We start from the raw sequence: 20,533 nt of genomic DNA on the forward strand, positions 1-20,533 counted from the left end.
TGATGTGCATGGCCTTGGAGGAAGCAGTTCCCGAAGATGCCGTCTGGTTGAATGCGGCGATGGCGGGGGGATTATTCCGGGTGATCAAGGCTGGCGACTGTCTCGTCTGTATGCTGTTGGCCAATCAGTCCAGGTGGTTTCATGCCTTCGAAAAACGAACATTTTAGCCCGCGATCTTTGAAAGATGGCCTGGTTTGCGCCGATGCTGGTCAGTCCTCCGCAGCGAAATGGCAGAAGCTGGCGCTCCTGGCTCTGGGAGCCGGGCTGGGCGTGACGGAAACCGGAGACGCAGACGCGCAGGATGCCGGAACTGCGAGCGACACCGCTTCAGTCAGCCTTCCCGCCGTCAAGGTTCATGGACAGGCTGAAACTGCCGTACCGGAGCCCACCAATACGAATAACACCACACTTGATATTGGGCGTATGCCTGACACCGTGCGGGAAACGCCTCAGATTATCAGCGTCGTTCCGAAGGCCCTGATTGAGCAGCAACGTCTGTTCACGCTGGATCAGGCCCTGGCCAATGTTCCGGGCATCACAATGTCTACGGGAGAAGGCAACGGGGGTATGAATGGCGATCAGTTCCGTATCCGCGGGCAGCAGGCCCGTGGGGACATCTATGAAGATGGCCTGCGGGATTTTGGAACGTATGTGCGTGACACTTTCAACACGGACAGTGTCGAAGTGGTCAAAGGTCCGAGCGGGGAATATTTCGGCGCCGGCAACGTTGGCGGTGTGATCAACCAGACGCTGAAAAAAGCGCATCTTGGCAATCATTATGCTTTCGATCAGTCCATCGGGAGCGGAATGCAGTATCGCGGGACAGGGGACGTTAATTACCAGCTCGGCAAGCATACGGCTCTGCGTGTGAATGGTATGTACAACAAGCAGGACGTGGCTGACCGCAACAATGTTCGGTCAGACCGTTATGGCGTAGCGGCTGATCTTGGCTTTGGTCTCGGAACAAAAACCACTTATCATCTGAATTATCAGTGGCTCGGTAGCCGTGGAATGCCGGATTACGGTGTTCCCATGATCCTGATCGGCAATACCTATTCACCGATTACCGAACATGGGCTTAATCGCGATACGACATATACGCGCAGTTTTGACCGCGATAATTCCAACATTCATATGGTCACGTCGAAGTTTGCGACGGAAATTTCGAAATGGCTGACCCTGAGCAACGATACGCGCTTTAGCCATTATCACCGTGAATATGCAGCAACGACACCAAGTTCTTGCTCTGGCACATGCGCATCAAGCTTTCTCTCAGGAGGAAATCCTACTCTGCCTTACGGAGCAGGAGGTGGTATTGCCTATCAGCAGGACGGCTGGGGTATTCAGAATGTCATGATGGGGCGATCGAAGTTCAATACTGGCTTTCTGAAGCACGACATCCGGGCCGGCGTGGATATCAATTATACCAAGGACGACCGGAGCATGGGGACCTATGTCAACAGGTCAAACACCCAGACACTCCGGAATCCGTATTATTCTTCCCCCTCGACCTATATCACATGGCCTTCTACAGGGCGCCGCATGACGGATTTCCGGGATCTGGGCCTGTTTCTGGCAGACAAGATCCATTTGACAAAAAAGCTATCCGTTTTCGGAACATTCCGGTGGGATAGTTATCAGAGCAAATTCTGGAGTGCGACTACGGCTGCTGCGGGTACGCAGTCCCAGTCTTCGAACAGGTTCAGTCCGTCCGCCAGTGTGATGTATGATATTACCAAGGACGCGACCGTTTATTTCACCTTCGCGCGGTCGTACAAGCCGGTCGGAACGGATGCGTCGTCCATCGTCACCAATAATGCGGCGAGCGCTGATGTGGCAAATAATGGGCGGGATCTCAAGCCGCAGCGCAGCGACCTGTTCGAGGTTGGGAGCAAGCTCGATTTCTTCAACAAGCGCCTTGGTGTCACGGGTGCGCTGTTCCAGATCAATCAGAACAATTCCTACACCTATGACGATGATGGCAGCATCATCACAGGATTTCAGGATGCGGGAACAGGACGGCGCATCCGGGGCGTGGAACTGAGTGCAACTGGCAAGATCACTCAGGACTGGGATATCTATGCCACCTACGCCTATATGGGCGGCAAGGTGACGAAGAGCGCCACTCTGTACGGCAATCAGGCGCCTCAGCTTCCGCACAACACATTCTCGGTGTGGAGCACCTACAACCTGTCGCATCTGGTTCTGCGACCCAGCCAGGGGACGCTGAAGGTTGGCGGTGGTGCCCAGTACAGCTCTGGTTACTGGTCCAACGAAGCCAATACGGCGCGTATGCCTTACAACTTCTCGCTGAACGGCATCGTGTCCTATGACTACGGCCGGTATCATGTGCAGTTCAACGCCAACAACCTGACCAACCAGCTGAATTATGGTTCGGCCTTCAATACAGGACGTGCGGTTCCACTCTCCGGACGGACGTTCATGGGAAGTTTCGGCCTCAACTTCTAAGGCCTGGCTCAGGAAGAATAACGTTCAGCCCTTCCGGTCAGATGGCCGGAAGGGTTTTCTGGTCAGTATTGGTAGATAACCATGGTTTCGCGCGGGCAGTCAGACGATCCTGTTCCTGAACACGAAAAGCCAGCCGCATCCTGTCCTCCACAGGTGCAGGCCCAGCTTCTGCTGGGTCAAATGCATGTGGATAGAGGGTGGTTCGTGGAAGCTTTCCCATATTTCGAGGCTGCTGCAAGGAGTGGTCATCCGGTTGCCGTGAACATGCTCGGGCGTGCTTATGAGCGAGGCTGGGGCGTCGTCCGTAATTCTGCTCAGGCCGCATCATATTTCGAAACAGCGGCTGCGGCAGGAGAGGGGTGGGCCATGTTCAATCTGGCAGACCTCCTGCTGCTGGGAGATGGGATTCCAAAGAACCGCGTGCGCGCCTACCGGCTCTATGTGTCTTCTGCTGAAAAAGGAAATGTGAAAGCTCTCAACATGCTGGGGCTTCTGCACGAGGAAGGTATCTGCGAGGCGCCGGATCCGGAAGGCGCGAAAGTCTTCTTTCAGGCCGCGTCAGAAGGGGGAGACTGCTGGGCAGACCTGAATCTCGCACGTCTTGCGCTGACACAGCAGGACGTCTCTGTTGCCTCGTCCTGTTTCCGGAGGGCTTTGAAATCCGGTTTCCCGGATGTTTGCCAAGCGATTATCGATCTGATCGGAGTTTGTGAAAATCCTGTTCTGCATACCGTGAAAGCACAGGCCATCCGTCAGATTGCAGGGAAAGAACAGCCCAAAATTGTCTCAACACCATTGGAGCAGACCTCGTTTGCCGAGAGACTGTGCGCGGAGTAGCGAGGTCCGATGTTGGGGATGGGGCCTCTTGGCCGCGATGTTCCCGATGATGCTGACTTTAGGGAGCTGGCAGCCTGTGAAGGCCACATTCATTGCTGGCCTCCCTCCAGTTACTCCTGTCGGCGTGTCTGTTGACCATCGGGGTGCAGTCGTTCCGGAGACCCCGAATGATGTTCTGGCCATGGACATCAGCATGATCCTCACAAACATTGATGTGAGACCGATTGCCCCGTTCAGGAAGCGGGGCAATCTGCTTTAAAGCTCAGCCCATTGCCGCAGAAGGTTGTGGTAGGTTGCTGTCAGGCCCAGAACCGCTGGGTGATCATCGGGAAGTGCCTTACGGGTTTCGATGATGGAACGGTCAAAATCATACAGAAGAGCGCGTTTTGTATCGTCCCGGACCATGGACTGGGACCAGAAAAACGACGCCCAGCGGCTCCCGCGCGTGATGCGATTGACGCTGTGCAGGCTGGTCGACGGGTACACGACCATGTCGCCTGCAGGCAGTTTGACGCTCTGATTGCCGTATGTGTCCTGAATAACGAGTTCTCCGCCGTCATAATCTTCAGGGGAAGACAGAAACAGCGTTGAGGAAACATCCGTCCGGATGCGGAAGCCTGCGCCCGGAATAGGACGAATGGCATTATCAACATGGGCGTTGAAATGCATTCCGGTGTCGTATCTATTGAAGAGTGGCGGATAAACCCGCAGGGGCAGGGCCGCACTGTTGAAAGTGGGATTGCGGCCAAGGGCACGCAGAACGATCTCTCCCAGTTCCCGGCACACGTCTGAATCCTGAGGAATTTGCAGGTTCAGCTTTGCCTTTGCGGACTGCTCTCCTGCTGTGACGCGACCATCCGTCCACTCCGCCGCCTCCAGGCGTTCACGGCAGTAGCGGACTTCCTCTCCGGACAGAACATTCGGGACGTGGATCAGCATGTTTCCGGGGCTTCCTTGTTTTGAGATGCGGCCTTTCTCAAGGTCGGTTCAAAATCCTGCTTGTAAATAAGAATGACTCTCATTATCGTTCATAAAACTCTTTGCGGATTTCTGCAATCCATGTGGCGTTTTGTGTCAGGGGTTGCGCGCGTTCTGCGTCAGCATCCAGCGAAGAACGGATATGGTCCAACCCCGAGACAGGAGGGCGCAGCGTGTCGCCCCCGACAGGCACAGTAATGTCTCTTACGTTCTCCCCCTGGCAGATGTTTCTTGGCGCCGGGCCGGTAGTCCGGTGCGTTATGACGCTTTTGGCGGCTGCGTCCGTCGTCACCTGGACGATCTTCATTGCCAAGACGATGGAACTGGTTCGCTTGCGCACACAGCTCAAGAAATCAGAAACGGCGCTGGAAGACACAGATACGCTGCATCTGGGGGAAGAATGGACGCGCGATGGTGCGGGTATTGCTCATGCCATGGTCCTGGCCGCAGAGGCGGAGCGCCGTCGCTCGGAAGATATTCCTGCCGATCGTGACGGCATCAAGGAGCGGATTGTTTTGCATCTGGAGCGTCTGGAAGCTGCCGAAGGCCGTCGTTTGATGAGAGGTACCGGCGTTCTCGCCACGATTGGCGCGACGTCCCCCTTCATCGGCCTGTTCGGAACGGTCTGGGGCATCATGTCATCCTTCACAGGGATTGCCGCCGCTCATGCGACCAGTCTGGCTGTCGTCGCTCCCGGCATTGCAGAAGCCCTGCTGGCTACGGCTCTCGGTCTGGTCGCCGCTATTCCTGCTGTCGTGATCTATAACCATCTTGCCCGTCAGACGGCGGCCTGCCGTGCCTGCGTCGCAGATCTGACATCGCTCGTGATGCGTCTGGTCTCCCGTGATCTGGCCCGTGCGGCGCTTGCAGCGAACGCAAACGTCGTTCGCTTCATGGCTGCGGCGGAGTAATCGCAGGTATGGCCATTCATATCCGTCATGCCGATGAGGCAGTGCTGGAAGCGCACGAAATCAATGTAACGCCGTTTATCGACGTCATGCTGGTGCTTCTCGTAATCTTCATGGTCGCTGCGCCGCTGACGACGGTCAACGTTCCGGTTGATCTGCCATCTTCCACCGAAACGCCTGCGCCTCGCCCGGATGAACCAGTTTTTCTGACCGTCAAGGCTGATCATACGCTGGCTTTGGGGGAGGATGCCGTTACTTCGGATCAACTCGTTGATGCGCTTGGCAAGGCTAGCAAGGGCAACAAGGAAGAGCGGATTTTCCTGCGGGCAGATAAAACCGTTGATTACGGAGCGCTGATGGACGTGCTGGGCCAGCTTCGGAAAGCTGGTTATCTCAAGGTCGCTCTCGTCACCCTTCAGGGGCAGGAGGCAGGGGAAGGGCGGTGAGTTCTTCGCACGTGTCCGTACCCACATCCTTCCGGGACTGGTACCAATGGTATCAGCAGACCGAAGACCGGCGGAGTGTGCGTGTCTGGGGGCTGTCCGGTGTCGCTATGGCTGTTTTGACAGGAATGGCACTCTGGTGGGCTGTGACGCATGCGCCGTCACCGGTTGCAGCCCCAAGCGCCGCGCCTCCTCCGGCCATTGCGATTGACATGTCACCCATGCCGACCCCTGCGCCAGCCCCGCCACAGGATGTCGATCCCGGGCCGCAGCAGATGGTCACGCCGCCAGAGTCGCAGCCGGATACTCCGCAGCAGGTTGATGCCCCGCCGTCGCCGGCCCCGCATCCGCCCGTGCCTGTTCCAAAGGTGGAGAAGGTCAAGGTTCACAAGAAGACAGCAAAAACGCCTCCCCAGCCTGTAAAACCGATCCCGATGCAGGCGCCTGTTGCCGAGAAAATGACGGCGCTCCCCGCTGCGGACAGCACGCCGTCCCAGAGCAGCAGCGCGGCTTCGACGTCTCATGCCAGTCGGTCCAGCAACGCGCCTGTGACCTGGCAGGGTGATATTCTGGCGCGTCTCGAACGTTTCAAGCGTTACCCTGCAGAAGCTCTGGCGCAGCATCAGGAAGGCACGCCCATTCTGTTCTTTGTCATGGATCGACGCGGGCATGTTCTGTCTGCAAAGATCCGGAAGAGCGGTGGTTTTGCATTGCTTGACGAAGAAACACTGGCCGTCGTGCGCCGGGCAGAACCGTTTCCGCCCCCACCCGCAGAGATTGAAGGTGCGACAGTTTCCCTTACTGTTCCTATCGAATTTTCCGTCGAGGACCAGTAAAGGGAAAAGCTGAAGGAATGCTCCCGTCAGATCGTGGCTGGAGATGACATCGAAACTGGACGTCTCCAGCTTCCGTAAGCGTTAACGTCAATCAACGCACAGAACCGGGCAGCCTCTGTACCGGGCCTGTGCGTCTGTTGTCATGCAGTCTTCAGACCCGTTGCCAGAGATGCCTTGCTCAGGGGCAATTCAAGGATGAGAAGATGACCGTTACTGACATGACAACCATCGCTCCCCCGGAAATCCGTCGTGTCATGCACGCGCTTAAACGCCGTGATCTGATCGTGGTGGACGTCGGGCGTGTGACGCCACACATGATCCGCATTACGCTCCAGGATGAGAGCCTTCGGGATTTTCCCAGCGTATCTCCGGATGATCATATCAAGATATTTGTCCCGCAGGCTGACGGCGAAATGGCCCGCAGGGATTACACGCCGCGGGTGTTCGACCGGGCCGCAGGGACGCTGGTTCTGGATTTTGTGGATCATGATGGCGGCCCTGCAGCGGACTGGGCGCGCAATGCCAAGCCTGGTGATCGTTTGGCTATTGGTGGCCCCAAAGGATCGCGCGTCATTACGGGTGATATTCGCAACTGGCTTCTGATCGGGGACGAAACGGCTCTTCCCGCCATCGGCAGACGCGTCGAAGAACTGGCTGCCGGAACGCCTGTCACGACACTGGCTGCAGTGACGGATGCGGCAGAAGAACAGCACTTCGAAACGCAGGCGTCCCACACGCCTGTCTGGGTTCATCGTCCAGTTGAACAGGCGCATCAGGCCGAACCATTTCTGCATGCCTTGAAGACCATTCAGATCGTGCCGCAGACATTCATCTGGGTTGCGGCGGAAGCATCTGTCGCGCGGGCCATCCGGAATGTTCTGGAAAATGAGCGCGGAATTTCGCCGCAGTGGATCAAGGCATCTGGTTACTGGACGAAGAGCTGAAAATGGAAAAAGCCACGCTTTACCGGAAGGGCAGATAGCGGAAATCGAAAAAGAGTTGACTCATGCTGGTATGCGGATCGCCGCCGATGCACTTCCTGCTTCATACGGGACGGAACGTCATCGTCGTCATGGGGGAGGAATAATCGCAATCAGTCCAGAGGTGATACCTATTCATCAGAATTTTTTGGATTGAAAGGCGAAGGAAAACAACGAAATACTCCCTCTCAAAAGATGTCTGATCTGTAACGCAAAATTGTGATCGAAAAGTTTCAGATTCAGGGGGAATTTCCAGCATAAAGAATGCGCCAGAACGTCACCATTTTTCCAAAAGAACATACCGCAAAAACATTGCTAAATCGTTATTATAAGCGCTAGAATCCGACACTTTTTTAGGTGGCTGGATAACCGAAGATGCTTTCCTTTTCGCCTCAATGGCGTCGTCACATACTTGCATTGTCCTGCGCCTGCATCGGAGGCCTGATGCCCCCCTGTGCAATGGCTACCGGGGCGCCGGCCAGCGTTCCAACAGCGAGTCACGTTCTTCATCCGATTGCCTTCAATGATGAGGTCAAAACACGGCAGGTTCTTGTAGCGGTTGCTCTGGGGCAGGCGCCGGCGGATCTCATGATTCACAATGCGAGGGTGCTGAACGTCTATACTCTGAGCTGGGAAGACGGGCAGGATATTGTCATCGCCCGACAGCGCATCGCCTGGGTCGGCCCAGCAGGGCAGTGGAAAGGGCATGCGTCGTCAGTCTTCGATGCCAAAGGTCTTCCTGCCGTGCCGGGGTTTGGTGAATCCCACAAACACATAGAAAGCTCGATGTTGTCGCCTGAACTGGAGGCGGCACTGGTCATTCCCCTTGGGAATACGTGGACGACCGAGGGCTCACACGAATTCGCCAATGTCAGCGGGGTGCATAACGTCGAATTCTGGCTGACGCCTGAACGGCTCGGAAGCCCGTTGAAAATTTTCCCTGCATTGGGATCGGCCACGCCGCCTTCAGCTTTCGAGCAGGGCGGTGGCAGTTACGCTTATCAGGAAATCGCAGACAATATTCGCAACAATCCCCGGGTTCAGGGGCTGGATGAAGTCATGGACTGGCCTGCGGTGTCCAACCCCTCTCATCCAGGTCATCAGCGGATCTGGGAGAATATTCAGGCAACATTTGATAATCGTGGTGTGATTGACGGGCATGGCGCCGGACTGTGGGACATGGACACGATCAACGCCTTTGCGGGTGCAGGTCTTTCCAGCGATCATGAAACCCGATTGCCACAGGAGGCATGGAACAAGCTCCAGCATGGATTATTCCTGCAATTGCGGGACGATAATATCGAGCGTGCTGTCCCCTATTTCGTTGGCAAGGGGCTGAAGAGCTGGAGCAATGTTTCCCTTGTCACAGATGACCGGAATGTTGCCGACACCCTGAAGCAGGGGACAATGAATTATCACATTCGGCTGGCCATCAAGATGGGCGCTCCGGTGGAGGCGGCCTATGCCATGGCCAGCCTTTACCCGGCGCAGCATGGTCATATGGATCAGATTGTCGGATCAATTACGCCAGGTCGCTACGCGGACGTGGTTCTTCTGTCTTCGGTTCCAGACGTCAAAATCAAATATGTTTTCGCGAATGGAAAATTGGCAGCTCAGGACGGGAAATACCTGCTGCCGGTTCCTAAAATTACATGGCCATCCTGGGCTTCCGATACGATCCACATTGGCAGAACACTGACGGCAAAAGATTTCGAAATTCTTGCTCCCAATGGGAAAACAACGCAGGTTACAGCCGCAATTCAGGCCCCGTTTTACACAGACCCGGTGCAGAAAACGGCAACGCTTCCTGTTGTGAATGGAGTTGTTCAGCGGGACATTGCCCATGATATCATCAAGGTGGCGACTGTGGATCGCTACATGGGGCAGGGACGTCTGGGAAAGATGTTCTGGACAGGAAATGGTCCGAAGACGCCGGATAGTGCGATTGCCACATCCGTTTCCCATGACCTCCACAACATTACCGTCATGGGAACGAGTGACGAGGCCATGGCGCTGGCTGTCAATCGCATTGCCGAACTCAAGGGCGGCATTGTGATGGTGTCCCACGGAAAGGTTCTTGCCGAAATGCAGTTGGAAATTGCAGGCCTGATGACAAGCCGACCCATCCAGGAGGCAGCGGCAAGTATGGAAAACGTTTATGCCAAGGCTGACACTCTGGAGTGGATCGGGACGCCCGGCTACCCGCGGAGACTTCTGATTTCCATGATTACCTGCAGTCCGTTCACATGGCGGCTGGTTGTTCCGTATCCTGGCAATCCAAGCGGGCTTGTTCTTCTTCAGACAGGGCAGACAATGCCGACAGTCTGGTAAGGTATGGGTGAGGTTTACGGGGGGCTGAAGAATATCAGCCTCACCTTCAGGTCCATCATCCGTATCATTATTTTTACGGCTCTGTTCGGGTTTGCCCCTGTCGCCGAGGCCGATCCTGAATCCATGACGAGAGTTCTGGTATCGCTGGATCGGCCAGATGCGGCAACTGTCATGATCGACATGGATCTGACGGTTCTGCTTGGTGATCCCGGCCGTTATTATGCTCTGGCGACCGGGACTGGCCCGCAGCATGAGGTAGAAGTTCGGCATGTTGCAGAACGTATTACGCAGGTATTGCCGCTTTTCGCTGGGCAGCGTCCGCTGCATGCGACTTTTGTAAGCTATGTTTTTTCCGTCAAGAGCCGCGAAGAATACATGGACCTGGCGGCTGACAAGCCCGCACATTTCCAGTTCAATATCCCTCTACCCGCGGATGGCGGCCCTCTACAGCTCCGGATTCCGTTGGGCGCGCAGATCGACTATCCGGTCGCCTACACACTGCAATTTCCCGAGCGCCATTTCACTCAAACCCGTTGGCTGGATGCTGGCCAACATGAAAGCCTGGCCTTCGATTATCGAGGCAAACTGCCTGCTCACCACGCAGATCAACCCGCCAGTTTCGATCCGGATGCGTTGACGTGGTGGCAACAGCTTCCGGTGTATCTGAAGCTTGGATTCAAACATATTGTCCCCGAAGGAACAGATCATATCCTGTTCGTTCTCGGGCTTTTCTTCCTCGGGATCAGTTGGCGAAAACTGCTTTCGCAGACCACGGTCTTTACAGTTGCTCATGCCACAACATTGTTTCTTTCGACCTATGGAATTTTCGAGCTTCCCAGCCGCTTCGTGGAGCCGGCCATTGCGCTGTCAATTTCCTTCGTGGGGCTGGAAAATGTCTTTAGCCCCCGGTTGGGAATAGCCAGGTTATTGGTTGTTTTTGCTTTCGGCCTGATTCATGGGTTCGGCTTTGCCAGTAGTCTGAGCGAAGTCCCCTTTCCCAAACGGGATTTCATCGGTGCCCTGCTGGGATTCAACCTGGGTGTGGATGCAGGGCAGCTCTTTATCATCCTGTTGGCCACTCTGGCGGTCGGATGGTTCAGAAAACGCCCATGGTTCAGAAGCCGGATTGCAATTCCGGGATCGCTTGTCATTGCGGCTATTGGTCTGTTCTGGGCCTGTCAACGTATTCTTGCGTATCATCTGTTCTTCTGAGAGCCACTAGCGCCGCAATCACGCTTGAATGCAAGAAAAGCGGCTCTTACAGCGGATACGCTGACGAATAGGGTCCCAAGGCTTATTTTGCCCTGTCAGGAAAGACAGAGCTCAAGGCATTCAAACGAAAGCTATATTTTCGTTAGCTATGATGGATTTTTAATCCGCCTTGTTTGATCTCAACCCAAGATCAAAATCAGCTTATTACATGACCTAGAAAATTCTAAATCATCGTAAAGCTTGGTGTGCCAACGGCAATGAAACCGAGAACTGGAACCTATTGATATCGTTTGAATGAAATCATTTTCTTATCTTGTGATCGATTGAATGTTCGAAATGTCAATCTGCAAACATAATGTCCGCAAGGCGGGGGCAACAGAAAGTCCGGTTTGTGCTTGAAGATCGATAGCTGAGTGTCGCCCCGAACCCTCGATGCTCTTCAGGATGCGGTATGTGGGGCGATTGACGATATCTCCCATCGTCAGGCCGCCACTTGCTTCATCGCCGCTGGATATGAACCAGATTGATCGGATTATGCTCTAACAGGCCCTAACCCATAGATTTGCGAGGCCTATACAAACGATGCGGTCGCAGCCTGCGCTATGAGCTGCGCGGCCTGCTCGATCCCACTCTCCGCCAGTTCGCCATATCCGTGGGAGATGAGGCGCCTGAAATCCGCTGACGCCGGGTCGGTGGTTAGCGGATCCGTGGCTGAACGCAGGGGGTAGTCTCCGGGAATCTGAAGGTTCAGTTTGCGCGCCTTGCTGACATAGGTCGCGCTGTCAGGAACACCTGCGGGGAGGAACCAGCTTATTCTGGGGGCCTGTCGGGCATTGAAAATCCGGAACTCCCCCAGATGGTGTTGCATGGCACTGACGAGATGATCGCGCCGCCGCATCAGGGTCATCCGCCGGCGCTTGAGGAATTCGTCCAGATCACCGGCATCCATGAAGCGTGCCAGGGCTTCCTGTTCGAGCCATGGCAGCCCGTTATCGGTAATCAGCTTGGTGTCGAGCACGGCAGGCAGTAGCGGCCATGGAACCACCATGTAACCCAGCATCATGCCTCCACCGAGCGCCGGTGCGAACAGCCCGGCATGGATGACAGTCTTCCCACCCGAGAGAGAGAGGAGGGAGGGGACGGACTTTCCGTCCAGCGTCAGGAAATCAAACATCGATTCCTCGAACACCGGGGTCCGGTTCCGGGCTGCGAGGGCGAGAAGCTGGCGGCGACGGGGAAGGGACAGCGTGGCGTTCGTGGGAACCTGACAGCCCGGATTGACGCAGAGCAGCTGAACATCCGACAGGTCCATCCCCGCAATGCCTACGCCCTTGCCATTGACGGGTATGTCTACGATCCCCATGCCCATTTTTTCGTAGAGCAGCCTCTTCCCGATGTAGCACGGTGCCTCCAGCGCCACTTTCATCTCCGGGCTCAGGAGCGCCTGTGCGATCAGCGAGTGCGCCTGCTGAAGGCCGGAAATGATAATGACCTGCCGCTCGTCCACGGCGGTTCCATGGCGCGCTGTCAGCCAGCGGGCAAGCGTATTGCGCAGGAAAGGCAGGCCGGCATTAGACTGGAACTGGCCCCCGCTCTTCCAGTTTTCATACTGGAAGAGCTTCTGGATGGTGCGTTTCCATTCAAGGGACCGATAGACTGGCTGGTCGCTCCCGAAGCCCAGATTGACTTGCCCGGCCAAATTAATTGACGAAAAATCACTGTGGTTCTGGTCCGCGAATGTCCGTTCGGGACGGGAGCCAACACTGTCTGCGCCCGTAATATCGTCCGGCTCGGCCAGAGCGATCGTCTCGGCCGCCGCTTCAGAAGAGTGTGGCGGAGTCTGGTGGACGTAAGTGCCGCGTGACGGGCGCTTTTCCACATAGCCCTCAGCCTCCAGATGTTCGAGTGCAAGCATGACGGTATTGCGTGAAACGCCCCAGTTGGTGGCGCATTCCCTGATCCCCGCGAGGGGTTCTCCCGGTCGCAGGGTTCCGCTGCTGATTGCAGCCGCAAGCTGTCGCACGATCTGTTTCTGAAGGCTTTCGCCAGACTGCCGGTCAAGAAACGGCAGGAACATCACCACAGGCTTTTCTCCGGCATTAAAAACTAAAAATAATAGTGATAACCGTACCCATTGAAATTATACTATCCGTATCTATCGTTAAATAAGATTCTCACTCTATCACTTCGTGGTGTAATTTAGCAGGAAAGCTCACGTCGTGGTTGGTTTTGTCCGTTCAGCAGCGCTTCGTACTGTGCATCGTCTGTTTCCGGGCGTGCCGGGCTGTGTCTGCCGGGGCAGGGCAGGCATGGGTACGCCTGCCGGCGGCCAGACGCTTGTTTTTGTGACCGTGGCGCTGGGTTTTTCCGCAGCCGTGGGACACGCCCAGGACGTTCCCGACAGGAAAAAGCCGCTTCGCCATGCCGTGGCTGGAAAAGCGACGCCTGCACACCGCCCCTCGGGCGTGGAGACGGTCATTGTCACGGCCAACCGGCGCGCGCAGGATATCCAGAAAGTCCCCGCCACCATCACCGCTATCAGCGCGGAGACCATCGCGCGGCAGCATCTGGACAGCGCCGCCGACATCGCGGCTTTCGCGCCCAATGCGCTGGGCTATAATTTCGATGGCCGTCTGCGTCCGCGTTACTATATCCGTGGCGTGGGCAATGGAAACGTCGCAAACAACGCGGTGGGCGCCGTCGCGCTTTATGCCGACGATGTCTATCTGAACAGTCTGGCGTTCCAGGGCTTCCCGCTCTTCGATCAGGCGCAGGTGGCGGTCCTTAATGGTCCTCAGGGTACGCTCTGGGGGAAGAACGCCACAGCCGGGGCCATCCAGTTCACCTCCCTGCGCCCGACCTTCCGCAATGACGGTCATGCGCAGGTGGATTTTGGCAATTACGGCCAGAAACGCGGCGAACTCGTCCTCAATACCCCGGTCATAAGCAAGACGCTCGCCACTCGTCTTTCCGTCCGTTATGAGAATTCCGACGGCTGGGCGCGGAACCTGCAAAGCAACAAGCGGGTCGGAAATTTTGGTGATTTCGCCACCCGCTTCCAGACTCTCTGGCGTCCCAGTGACCGGCTGGAATTCCTTCTCAACCTTCATGTACGCGACATGCAGGGGACGAATGTTCCCTATTACAGCGTGTCGGGAACCTCGGTCTATTCTCCGCTGAAAACCGGCAGCCGCGATCTGACGAACACCAACGTCAATGGCCGACAGGCGCTCGTTTCGGAAGGCGCATCCCTGCACACAACATGGCGGCCGGGGGCGGGGCTGGCGTTCACGTCAATTACGGCTTTCGAAAATGCCCAGCGCCGCCAGTCCGGGGACGGGGACTATACGCCGCAGGAATTCAGCCGTTCCTACGACAAGCTGCATCCCACGCAGGTCAGTCAGGAGTTCCGTCTGGCATCGGACGCGCACAGGCGCATTTCCTGGATTGCGGGTGCCTATTATTTCCACGAAAACCTGCAAGACAGCTACGCCACCGCGACGCTCCCTCCCGGCGCGGTCACGACCCCGGCCATCATCGGCCAGCCCGGTTTCGCGGCCACGAACTACACCCAGACCACGGACAGTTTCGCACTGTTCGGTAATACGACCATCCACGTTACCAAATGGTTCCAGATCGCGGGGGGTGTCCGCTGGACGCATGACCATCTGCATCTTGATCTTGAGAGCCGGCAGGGCCTGTCGCCCGTCTCTTTTTCAGCCAATCCCGCAAACTGGTGGAACGCCGGAAACGTGACGTCATCGCTCGTCGGGATCGACAGCTATCATGGCGGCAGGAGCTGGTCGAATGTCAGCTACGAGGTGGAGCCGCAGGTCCTGCTGGGTAAGAATCAGATGGTTTATGTTCGCATCGCCGACGGCTACCGCTCCGGACTGTTTAACACGCAGATCACGCCCAATCCGGTCAATCGCGGTGGAACACCCCTTCAGAAAGCCGCCCCCGTCAATCCGGAAACCCTGTCGTCCTATGAGGGCGGCTATAAGGGAAGCTGGTTCGACAAACGCCTGACCCTGAGCGCCGATGGATTTTACTCCAAATACGACAATATCCAGGTCTCCTGGACCGCGACGGACGCCGCTACGAAATCAACCATTATTTCCCTGACCAACGCCGCATCCGGCATTTCCTATGGTGGCGAAGTCGCATTTCAGGCCCGCCCGCTGGATGATCTGACCGTCTCGGGCAATGTCGGCATCCTGCGCACGAAATTCACGGATTTCACGGCCCCCGCAAGTGCCACCGGCGCCACGGACCTCACAGGCAACGAATTCGCCCGCGCCCCGCACCAGACCGCCAATATCTCCGTCGATTACCACTTCAGAACCCGGATCGGAGACGGCTCGGTCGGCACGCACTGGAACTATACGGGGCATTATTTCTACCTCGTCTCAAACGAGAAAGCCTCGGCCCTGCAACAGTCTCCCGTCTGGCTCGGTGACGTGCATGCGTCCTTCCGCCCCGGAAACAGCCGCTGGGAACTGAGCGGCATCGTCACGAACATCACGGGCAACCGCTACCTCGTGCAGGTCCTGCCGTACTCCGCAACGAGCCAGACCTTCACCTACCAGTACAGCGCGCCGCGCATGTTTCTCCTCTCCGCCCGCGTCGATTTCTTCTGAGCCAGAGGACACAGTCATGAGCCTTTCATTCCCTGTCATTGACCTGCACGCGCACTGGTTCGCGCCCTCCACCCTCGACATCCTCGGCCGACGGTCCGAAGCGCCCCGCATCGGCCGACTGGGCGACGATCTGACCATCTGGCGCAGGGGCGCGGGTGCGGGAACCGGCGCGCCGTTCCCGCTCGGCCCGCAATGGACGGATATCAGCGCCCGCCTCGATCATCTGGACGGTGCCGGGATCGTGCATCAGCTCATTTCCTGGCCTACGACCCTCGGCGTCGATGCCGCGCTTGGGGCATCGGACACGCTGGATCTCTGGACCGGCTGGAACAACGAAACTTCCGCTCTGGTGCGTCAGAACCCCGACCGCTTCAGCGCCGTCGCGGCCCTCAGCACAAGCGATCTCGACTGGTCCCGGAGCGAACTGGCGCGCGCTCATGAAAAGCTGGGACTGATCGGCGGCGTCCTGCCGGTCAACGGCTTCTTTTCCCGGGCCTCCGCCGAACAGTTTCGGCCGATTTTCGAGGTGGCGCAGGCCCATCGCAGCCATATCTATCTGCATACGGGTTTCGCCAATCCCGTCATCACGGGACAGCCGCCCGATATCCTCCACGGGGATAACGAGGCACTCCGCTGGGTTATCGACAACGGCTTTCATTTCGCCTCCGCCGTGGCGACGCTGGCCTTTACGGATTTCCTCGACCCGTTCCCCGATGTCACGCTTCAGATCGCCATGCTCGGCGGCAGCGGCCTCGGGGCTCTGGCTGCCGAACAGGCCGAAGTCTCCCCCCGCATCCAGGCCGGTCCCCTGCGTCGCCACTTCCGCCAGATCTGGCTCGATACGGGGGCTGCGGGCAGCGGCAGTGCCGCCGTGGCGGCAGCCATCCGCGTGCTGGGGTCGGAGCGCATCGTGTTCGGCTCGGATTACGCCCCGCTGCCTGATATCCGCCCCACGCTCGACCGCGTCCGCGCGGCAACCGCCACCGATCCCGACAGCCGGCACGCCGTCCTGTCCTCAAATGCCCTGTCGCTTCTCTCCCGCCACGATGCCTTCCCCGCACATCTGGCGTCATTCAGGAAAACAGCATCATGACGCGCCCTGTCATTCATTATACCCGCTGCCCTTCCGTCCCGACCGTCACAGCTCTCGCACAGGCGCAGGGCCTGTTGGAAGAAGAATTCCGCAACGACGCAGATGTGGATTTCGAATTCAGCTCCGTCGGCTTCTCGCCCAAGCTGGACTATGCGCCAGCGGACCGGTTGTGGTTGCGCAATGCCGGTCATGCCCCGGCAGTGTGGAAACGCAGTCTGGGCGTGGCCTGCAAGGTCGTCGGGCTGGCCTTTCTCGAAGGACGCTATCCCGTTCTGGCGCTGCACGGCGCGGGCATCGCCAGTCCGGCGGACCTGAAAGGCCGCCGCGTCGCGGTTTTTCACAACCCCGACAGCCCGTTCGATCTGATGGTCGCCCAGCAGCTCAAAATCTATCAGAGCGCCCTTCAATCGGCCGGCCTGTCCCTGAACGATGTGGAGCCGGTCTATCTCCCGCGCTTCCGTCCCGGAGCCGCGAAAGGCGGCTTCCTCCTGTCGCTGTTTCAAAAGGGGCTGGAGGCGCTTGAGGCCGGGGAAGTCGATGCCGTCGCCGCGTCCATTCCGCCCGATGGCGGCTTTTACCCGCAGCTCAACGTGGTTTACGACACACGTCTTGCGCCCGAGCGCATCCAGCGCGTGCATCCCTCTGTCCTGCGCGGGCTGGTCGTCAGTCAGGCCCTCCTCGACGAGCGTCGTGATCTGGTCGTCAGAATCGTCGAGCGGCTGATCGAGGCCTCGGAGCGGGCCGCGCGGGCTCCGCTGGATGCCCTCAGGACGCTCGCGGGGGATCTCGGTCAGGCGCCGGAGACACTGGCCGCCGTTTACGAGAACATCCCCCAGGGCGTGCGCCTCGACCTGAACGATGATTACGTCGCCTCGCTCGCCACCCAGAAAGAGTTTCTGCTGCGGCATCGTCTCATCGAGCATGATTTTGATCTCGAAAGCTGGATTGATTACTCCATCCTTGCCGACGCCACGGTCCTGCATCGCCAGAGACAGGCCCTGAACGCGGAGATCTGAGCCCATGTCCGACGCCTCATTGCCCTTCTCCGCCGAGACTGGAGCTGCCATGTCCACGATCCCGGAGCGCGTTCGCGCCTCGCGCGGCTGGGCGCTCATCCTGCTGCTCGCGACAGGGACCACCTGCGCCATGGACGGCATGATCCTCGCCGGACTGCTGACGCCCATTAAGGAAGACCTTCACCTGTCTGATGCGGCTTTCGGCAGTGTTGCCTCCATTTCGACCATCGCCGGCGTCGTCGGTGCGCCGCTTTTCGCGGCCCTGTCCTCACGCTTCAGTCGCAAGAGCGTCCTGATCGGGTCCATCATCCTGTGGAGCCTCGCCTCTGCGGGAAGCGCCTTTGCCTCGGGTCTAGCCACGCTTGTCCTGTGGCGGACGCTCACGAATTTCGGCATCGCGGCCTATCAGGGGATTGCGCCCGGATGGCTGGCGGACCTGTATGACAGGAGGGAGCGCAATTTTGTCTTTTCGCTGTTCATGCTGCGCAATAAGCTGGGATCAGCCTTGGCGTTCGGCATTGGCGGCTGGATTGCGGCCCATGCCGACTGGCACCGCGCCTTTCTCCTGACCGGACTGCCCGGCCTTGTGCTCGCCCTGCTGCTGCTCTGGGTTGCGGAACCCGCCCCCGGTCACGCTGACGGTCATGTCAGCACCAGTGCAGCCCCGACAGGCTGGAAGCAGCAGCTCTCCGTGCTGAAGATCGCCCCCTATGTGACACATCTTCTGGCGCTGTGCCTGTTCTTTTCCGGGATGATGACCGCACAGATGTGGCTGCCGGCTTTCCTGCACCGGGCGCATGGTCTGGATAACCTGCATGCGACGCGCTTCGCCTTTTGCGTTCTGCTTGTCACGCTGCCGGCCGGTCCGGTGGGCGGCTGGCTTACCGGGCGCTTTCTCGCTGGGAAAGTCTGGGGCATTTCCGCGTCCCTCGCAGCGAGCGCCCTGCTGGCTTCCGGTCTGTTTTTCGTTGCCTTCACGATCGCCAGCCTGCCTCTCTGCGAGGTTTTCAGCCTGCTGGCGATCGTGACTTTCGGGGCCACGGCGGGAAGCCTGACAACCCTGCTGATCGAGACGGTTCCGGTCTCGCTCCGCACCATTTCCGGGTCTTTCGGCGCGATGGTCGCAGGCGGCGTTTCGGGGCTGTTTGCGCCCTGGCTCCTCGGCCTGTTGTCAGACCGTTTCGGCCTTGCCCATGCCGTTCTCGTCGGACCGGCCTTTTACGCACTCGCGGCCGTGCTCTGGATCGGGCTGAGCTTTCACGCCTTCCGCACCCGCGCATCCTGATTTTCGTTTTTCTGTCTGAGGGTTCACACTCATGAACACGTTCAATATCCAGTCTCCCGCCTCTCCGTCCTCCGAAACCGCTGCCCGAAACGCACGCATCGCCGCAACCCGCCCCGTCACGGCTGAGGCCTATCCAAAGGACTGGGTGGTGCGCGCACGCGACCTCGCCGGAGAGTTCCGGAAGGGCGCCGTGGAGCGCGATCATGAGCGCACGTCACCTGTCGATCAGATCCGGCGTCTGCGTGAAAGCGGCATCGTCAGTCTGCTCTATCCCGCCGAACTTGGGGGCGGGGGTGGTACCCTGCGCGAGGCCGCCAGCAGCGTTCTGGAAATCGCCAAAGTCGATGGCTCCACGGCAGCGCTTCTCGGGTTTCACTTCTACAATTCGCTCGTGCCGCTGCTCACCGACTACACGGGTCAGAACGCCAGTTTCGTCAGACGTTCTACACAGGCTCGCTGGCTGTGGGGGAACGTCACGCAATATGTGAACAAGGAGTTCGTGGCGGAGCATCACCCTGATGGCGGCTTCACGATCAGCGGCACGAAAAAATGGAATACGGGTGCGCCTCTTGCTGAAATCACGACTGTTCTGGCCATCCATCCCGACCGGGACCGTTATATCTACGCAGCAATCCCGACGAACCGGGAAGGCCTGACATTTCACGAAGACTGGGACCCGATCGGCCTCCGTGGAGCGGATTCCAGCACGATTGAATTCGAGAATGTCAGGATCCTGCCACAAGACGTCCTGCACTGGTCGCATGGCCCCAAACAGACTGGTCCTCTCCCGCTCTGGGCCAGTTTCGGCGCCATTTTCTATTCCGCCGTCTTCATTGGACGCACGTTGGGCGCCCTCGAACGCATCCGGGACTACACGCTGGAAAGCCGACGTCAGGGAACCTTTGGCGGGGCATCGGTCTCCGCGGATGATCCGTTCATCCAGGCGGAGTTCGGGCAGTACTGGGTGCAGGCCCAAGCGGCGCAAGCCTATTTTGAAAGGGTGATAGAAAGCGTGCAGGCCGCCTGGAGGCGTCGGGCAGAGCTGACGGACGAGGAACGCGGCAACATCGCTCTCGAAACCCTGTCACTGCGGACATTCGCCTCCCGGACGGCCCTTGAAATCACACCGCGCATTTTCGAACTCGCCGGGGGGAGGGGAACCTTATGGAGCGCCGATTTCGATCAGTACTGGCGTGACGTCCGCACGCTTTCGTCCCATGATCCGGAAGTCCTGGCCCGCCGCGTCATTGGACAGCACGCCCTGCACGGCACCCCCTTGATTTTTCCAACTCATTTCAAAGCCAGTGTGTAAAATTAGGTGTTCGAAGCACGATCCCGTCGAGGGCCCGGACGTCGATATGACGCCCTTCGCGCACTTTGACCGAGGTTTCCTCGAGCCAGGCACGGGCGAGGCGGGCGGTGTCAAATGCTCTGATGATCCGCTGGCCGTTGACCAGCTTGCGGGCCCTGTATTGCTTGGGCCCCCGGCAACTCACGCCATCAGG

At 58.1% G+C, this 20,533-nt stretch carries 16 protein-coding genes and 1 pseudogene; 14 read left to right on the plus strand and 3 right to left on the minus strand.

The window, feature by feature from the left end:
• The first annotated feature begins 141 nt into the window (after positions 1-141).
• The 3 genes from B7444_RS11140 (at position 142) to B7444_RS11150 (ending at position 3,565) form a co-directional block, all read left to right on the plus strand.
• Positions 142-2,469 (plus strand): TonB-dependent receptor, encoded by a 2,328-nt coding sequence (locus tag B7444_RS11140; protein WP_231502796.1) that lies wholly within the window; start codon positions 142-144, stop codon positions 2,467-2,469.
• Positions 2,470-2,550: 81 nt separating this feature from the next.
• Positions 2,551-3,306, plus strand: a complete 756-nt coding sequence (locus B7444_RS11145) for a tetratricopeptide repeat protein (RefSeq protein ID WP_035729305.1) — start codon at positions 2,551-2,553, stop codon at positions 3,304-3,306.
• Between the two features lie 37 nt (positions 3,307-3,343).
• Complete coding sequence (locus B7444_RS11150) at positions 3,344-3,565, plus strand: hypothetical protein (protein ID WP_007283276.1); 222 nt, start codon at positions 3,344-3,346, stop codon at positions 3,563-3,565.
• Here B7444_RS11150 and B7444_RS11155 read toward each other — a convergent pair.
• Positions 3,562-4,245: a Fe2+-dependent dioxygenase gene (locus B7444_RS11155; RefSeq protein WP_007283277.1), complete on the minus strand. Its 684-nt coding sequence runs from the start codon at positions 4,243-4,245 to the stop codon at positions 3,562-3,564. The genes B7444_RS11150 and B7444_RS11155 overlap by 4 nt on opposite strands.
• A 236-nt stretch (positions 4,246-4,481) precedes the next feature.
• On the opposite strand from B7444_RS11155, the gene exbB reads away from it, so the two are divergent.
• From exbB to B7444_RS11185, 6 genes are all read left to right on the plus strand, one after another.
• On the plus strand, positions 4,482-5,195 hold the full coding sequence (gene exbB, locus B7444_RS11160; RefSeq protein ID WP_035729302.1) for a tonB-system energizer ExbB: 714 nt from the start codon (positions 4,482-4,484) through the stop codon (positions 5,193-5,195).
• A gap of 8 nt (positions 5,196-5,203) precedes the next feature.
• Positions 5,204-5,638: a TonB system transport protein ExbD gene (gene exbD, locus B7444_RS11165; protein WP_007283280.1), complete on the plus strand. Its 435-nt coding sequence runs from the start codon at positions 5,204-5,206 to the stop codon at positions 5,636-5,638.
• 11 nt (positions 5,639-5,649) lie between these two features.
• On the plus strand, positions 5,650-6,471 hold the full coding sequence (locus B7444_RS11170) for an energy transducer TonB (protein WP_007283281.1): 822 nt from the start codon (positions 5,650-5,652) through the stop codon (positions 6,469-6,471).
• Between the two features lie 203 nt (positions 6,472-6,674).
• On the plus strand, positions 6,675-7,415 hold the full coding sequence (locus B7444_RS11175) for a siderophore-interacting protein (RefSeq protein WP_035729300.1): 741 nt from the start codon (positions 6,675-6,677) through the stop codon (positions 7,413-7,415).
• A 480-nt stretch (positions 7,416-7,895) separates the two neighbouring features.
• A complete protein-coding gene (locus B7444_RS11180) occupies positions 7,896-9,782 on the plus strand; it encodes an adenine deaminase (RefSeq protein ID WP_231502793.1) in 1,887 nt (628 codons plus the stop codon).
• A 3-nt stretch (positions 9,783-9,785) separates the two neighbouring features.
• The gene (locus tag B7444_RS11185) at positions 9,786-10,994 is read left to right on the plus strand and encodes a HupE/UreJ family protein (protein ID WP_007283285.1); all 1,209 of its coding nucleotides are present in this window, start codon (positions 9,786-9,788) and stop codon (positions 10,992-10,994) included.
• Positions 10,995-11,565: 571 nt separating this feature from the next.
• Here the strand turns inward: B7444_RS11185 and B7444_RS11190 are convergent.
• On the minus strand, positions 11,566-13,071 hold the full coding sequence (locus B7444_RS11190; protein ID WP_035729298.1) for an aminotransferase-like domain-containing protein: 1,506 nt from the start codon (positions 13,069-13,071) through the stop codon (positions 11,566-11,568).
• A 142-nt stretch (positions 13,072-13,213) separates the two neighbouring features.
• On the opposite strand from B7444_RS11190, the gene B7444_RS11195 reads away from it, so the two are divergent.
• The 5 genes from B7444_RS11195 to B7444_RS11215 are packed head-to-tail and all read left to right on the plus strand — an operon-like array spanning position 13,214 to position 20,340.
• On the plus strand, positions 13,214-15,634 hold the full coding sequence (locus B7444_RS11195; protein ID WP_007283288.1) for a TonB-dependent receptor: 2,421 nt from the start codon (positions 13,214-13,216) through the stop codon (positions 15,632-15,634).
• A 16-nt stretch (positions 15,635-15,650) separates the two neighbouring features.
• A complete protein-coding gene (locus B7444_RS11200; RefSeq protein ID WP_007283289.1) occupies positions 15,651-16,727 on the plus strand; it encodes an amidohydrolase family protein in 1,077 nt (358 codons plus the stop codon).
• Positions 16,724-17,743, plus strand: coding sequence for an ABC transporter substrate-binding protein (locus tag B7444_RS11205; protein ID WP_007283290.1), 1,020 nt, complete (start codon positions 16,724-16,726; stop codon positions 17,741-17,743). The genes B7444_RS11200 and B7444_RS11205 overlap by 4 nt, the downstream gene beginning before the upstream one ends.
• 4 nt (positions 17,744-17,747) lie before the next feature.
• On the plus strand, positions 17,748-19,028 hold the full coding sequence (locus tag B7444_RS11210; RefSeq protein ID WP_007283291.1) for an MFS transporter: 1,281 nt from the start codon (positions 17,748-17,750) through the stop codon (positions 19,026-19,028).
• A gap of 31 nt (positions 19,029-19,059) precedes the next feature.
• Positions 19,060-20,340, plus strand: coding sequence for an acyl-CoA dehydrogenase family protein (locus B7444_RS11215; RefSeq protein WP_007283292.1), 1,281 nt, complete (start codon positions 19,060-19,062; stop codon positions 20,338-20,340).
• Here the strand turns inward: B7444_RS11215 and B7444_RS16945 are convergent.
• Positions 20,324-20,533 (minus strand): annotated as a pseudogene (locus tag B7444_RS16945) (hypothetical protein); the annotation flags it as partial. The gene B7444_RS11215 and the pseudogene B7444_RS16945 sit on opposite strands and share 17 nt — an antisense overlap.

This window comes from Gluconobacter thailandicus F149-1 = NBRC 100600 (assembly GCF_000964465.1).
GTDB classification, from domain to species: domain Bacteria; phylum Pseudomonadota; class Alphaproteobacteria; order Acetobacterales; family Acetobacteraceae; genus Gluconobacter; species Gluconobacter thailandicus.

Bases quoted from the DNA above. Each gene is read 5' to 3' on its own strand.
- B7444_RS11140 (WP_231502796.1), top strand. From the start codon at position 142: ATGCCTTCGAAAAACGAACATTTTAGCCCGCGATCTTTGAAAGATGGC.
- B7444_RS11145 (WP_035729305.1), top strand. From the start codon at position 2,551: ATGGTTTCGCGCGGGCAGTCAGACGATCCTGTTCCTGAACACGAAAAG.
- B7444_RS11150 (WP_007283276.1), top strand. From the start codon at position 3,344: ATGTTCCCGATGATGCTGACTTTAGGGAGCTGGCAGCCTGTGAAGGCC.
- B7444_RS11155 (WP_007283277.1), bottom strand. From the start codon at position 4,245: ATGCTGATCCACGTCCCGAATGTTCTGTCCGGAGAGGAAGTCCGCTAC.
- exbB (WP_035729302.1), top strand. From the start codon at position 4,482: ATGTCTCTTACGTTCTCCCCCTGGCAGATGTTTCTTGGCGCCGGGCCG.
- exbD (WP_007283280.1), top strand. From the start codon at position 5,204: ATGGCCATTCATATCCGTCATGCCGATGAGGCAGTGCTGGAAGCGCAC.
- B7444_RS11175 (WP_035729300.1), top strand. From the start codon at position 6,675: ATGACCGTTACTGACATGACAACCATCGCTCCCCCGGAAATCCGTCGT.
- B7444_RS11180 (WP_231502793.1), top strand. From the start codon at position 7,896: ATGCCCCCCTGTGCAATGGCTACCGGGGCGCCGGCCAGCGTTCCAACA.
- B7444_RS11185 (WP_007283285.1), top strand. From the start codon at position 9,786: ATGGGTGAGGTTTACGGGGGGCTGAAGAATATCAGCCTCACCTTCAGG.
- B7444_RS11190 (WP_035729298.1), bottom strand. From the start codon at position 13,071: ATGTTCCTGCCGTTTCTTGACCGGCAGTCTGGCGAAAGCCTTCAGAAA.
- B7444_RS11200 (WP_007283289.1), top strand. From the start codon at position 15,651: ATGAGCCTTTCATTCCCTGTCATTGACCTGCACGCGCACTGGTTCGCG.
- B7444_RS11205 (WP_007283290.1), top strand. From the start codon at position 16,724: ATGACGCGCCCTGTCATTCATTATACCCGCTGCCCTTCCGTCCCGACC.
- B7444_RS11210 (WP_007283291.1), top strand. From the start codon at position 17,748: ATGTCCGACGCCTCATTGCCCTTCTCCGCCGAGACTGGAGCTGCCATG.
- B7444_RS11215 (WP_007283292.1), top strand. From the start codon at position 19,060: ATGAACACGTTCAATATCCAGTCTCCCGCCTCTCCGTCCTCCGAAACC.